Source organism: uncultured Nitratireductor sp. (genome assembly GCF_913053745.1).
GTDB lineage: Bacteria > Pseudomonadota > Alphaproteobacteria > Rhizobiales > Rhizobiaceae > Nitratireductor.
In genome coordinates this window covers 1-2,706 of record NZ_CAJXGF010000261.1, presented here as the reverse complement: position 1 = coordinate 2,706, position 2,706 = coordinate 1, and the positions used below count along the sequence as shown (strand labels likewise).

Annotated in this window: 3 protein-coding genes; 2 read left to right on the top strand and 1 reads right to left on the bottom strand. The window is 59.5% G+C overall.

Going from position 1 to position 2,706, the window contains the following annotated elements; genetic code table 11:
• Positions 1-350 (bottom strand): DeoR family transcriptional regulator (locus tag QZ638_RS23180; protein WP_295815109.1); only part of this gene is annotated, 350 nt, incomplete at its 3' end.
• 271 nt (positions 351-621) lie between these two features.
• On the opposite strand from QZ638_RS23180, the gene QZ638_RS23175 reads away from it, so the two are divergent.
• Together QZ638_RS23175 and QZ638_RS23170 are read left to right on the top strand one after the other, a co-directional pair.
• A complete protein-coding gene (locus QZ638_RS23175) occupies positions 622-1,296 on the top strand; it encodes an amino acid ABC transporter permease (RefSeq protein WP_295815107.1) in 675 nt (224 codons plus the stop codon).
• Positions 1,293-2,706 (top strand): ABC transporter permease subunit (locus QZ638_RS23170; protein WP_295815105.1); only part of this gene is annotated, 1,414 nt, incomplete at its 3' end. The genes QZ638_RS23175 and QZ638_RS23170, both read left to right, overlap by 4 nt.

Here is a 2,706-nt window from a genome sequence, read left to right as displayed (position 1 = left end):
CGGGCCGTTGCGAGTGCTGTGGTGCCGGAATCGAGCAGCGCCACCTGACCGTCGTCAAGGCTGTCGGCCGCCTTCTGCCCGATGCGCTGCTTGAGATTCTGGTTGTGGCGTACCTTTTCCAGGAAAAGCGGCTCGGTGTCGCCTTGTCCCGCGCCTCTCGCGACGACGCCGCCATGGGTGCGCGCGACGATACCGGCCTGTTCGAGGACCGTCAGGTCGCGGCGAACCGTCGGCAATGAAATCTTCAGGAGTTCGGCCAGTTCGGCTGTACCCACGCGCTTGCGCTCGACGATCATGTCGATCATCTGCTGCTGGCGTTCCTGCGGGAAACGGTGGCGCGTGCTTGTCAATTTATCCTCCCATACATGATCGTTAATGATCGATTTATGGTGAGTCAATAATTATCGATCATCAATAAGCGAATTGGTCTTGGATTGTGCAAAAGTGTGCCTGCTCGGACTGGAAAACCGAGATCGCGCTTTTTCGTTGGGGAACGGGGCGACCCTGCTTGGTCTTCTCTTCAGAGTATGGTTCCTGGCGAGTTCGCGCCTGTTTTCCTTGACATCGGGTTTTATTCATCGATTATGAAAGCGCTTTCACTTTTTGAGGAGAGGAGGGACGTTGAATCAGCTCTGGGTTACGCTTCGGCCGCACCTGCCCTTCATGCTCGACGGGTTTCTGCTCACCGTGCTCGCCTGCACGCTGGCGATCATCGGGGCGGTCGTCATCGGAGCCTTGATGGCATCGCTTCGTACATCGGGAAACCGGATCGTGCGCGGGGTTGCGTTCGCCTATAGCGATGTTTTCCGCAACACGCCGTTCATCGTTCAGCTCTTCTTCTTCTTTTACGGCCTGCCGGAAATCGGCATCTATATCGGTGCGTTCGAGACCGGTGTGATCGCCCTGTCGATCATCGGCGGCGCGTTCGTCTCCGATGTCATCCGCTCGGGCATTCTGGCGGTGGATCAGGGCGTGATCGAAGCGGCGAAGGTGAGTGGCTTGAGCCGCTGGACCATCTTCACGAAAATCGTCCTGCCGATTGCGCTGCGCACCTCCGTGCGCCCCATGGGCTCGGTGCTGATCAACATGGTGCTGACCTCCTCGATCCTGTCGACCATCACGATTAATGAACTGACGGGCACCGCCAAGATCGTGGCTTCGACCACCTTCAAGCCCTTCGAGGTCTATCTGGTGCTGCTCGTGCTCTACGCCACGCTCACCTATGCGCTGTCGCTTCTGATCAACACGGTTCATAGGCGGCTAAACCGGGCGATGGATACGGGAGGTTCGGCATGAGGTATGCAGACTTCACGCCCTACGACCTGGTGCTACTTGCGCAGGGGCTGGGCGTCACGGTGGGGCTTTTCACGCTCACCACGCTTGTCGGGCTTCTGATCGCGGCCCTGTTCATTCTGGTCGACTACTACCGCGTGCCGGTGCTGCGGCAGGTGATCGTCACGATCAGCGAAGCGCTCAAGAACTCGCCGGTTCTGGTGCAGCTTTTTCTGGTTTTCTTCGGTCTGCCGGCCTTCTTTCAAATCAACATGACGCCATTCGTGGCGGCATCGCTCACCATCAGCCTGAACACGGCGGCGTTCGCATTCGTAATCTTCCGCTCAGGGATCGACGCGGTGGATGCGGAGCAGGTGGCGGCGGCAAAGGTTTACGGGCATTCGCGCTGGCAGATCCTGCGCTTCGTTCTCTTTCCGCAGGCCGCCGCTTTCTCCATCGGGCCGCTGGTCGGTCTTCTGGTGAACCAGCTTCAGGTCACATCGCTGATCTCGGTGATCGGCGTGTTCGATCTGACCAAGATCGGCAACATTCTCAATCTGCGCACGCTCGAGCCGTTCGACCGCCAAGGCTTCTTTGGTGCCCTGATTTTGGACGAGACCTATGCTGACCTCCGCGAAGAATGGGCCCCGTCCTATAGCGGTATTGTCGGCAATCGCTGGGACACCGACAAGGGTGAATTCGGTATCATCGTCTCGGCCTCGAGCTCGGAACTGAAATCCGACATCCATGGCTGGCAGCAGGCTGCCCCGTCGCCGCGCGTTGTGCCGGCGGACTGGGACGGCATGAACATCGCCGGCCAGGGTCTTCCGACCCCGGCGGAAGGCTACCAGTACCGCAACTTCTTCGAGACCTGCAACAACTGCGACGAGGATCTCACCAACCAGCCGATCGACGGCACGCTCTATCCGGCGAGCCGGATCGCGGCGGTTGTTCCGGGCTGGCAGATGCGGACGAACGAGTTCGACCGTGAGCGGAACAGCTTCTACACGGCCCTGCAATGGCAGAATGATACTCTCCGTGCGACGCTGAAATATGTCTATGTCGACAACGCCACGGATGCTCTCGAGCACACCACCGAAGCGTTTGCCAACTATGGCTTCAACACGCAATGGGAATACCAGCTGCTGGACGTGGACACGAGCTTCTCGTCGCCGGGTACGCCGATCTGTGGTCCGGAAGCGCCGGCTGAAAACCGCGCTGCCTGCGAACCGCTCATCCCGATCGGCGCCGGCCTGATGCAAGCCGGTCTTGCCACCAGTGACATCGATGGCTGGTTCGGTGCCTATGGTCTGCCGGTCGGCAACCTCGGTATCGGCAAGCACGACACGGCCCAGACCGACGATATCAGCCTTAACGTCAAGTGGAACGCGACCGACCGCCTGTTTGTCGAATTCGACGCCCACAAGACCACGG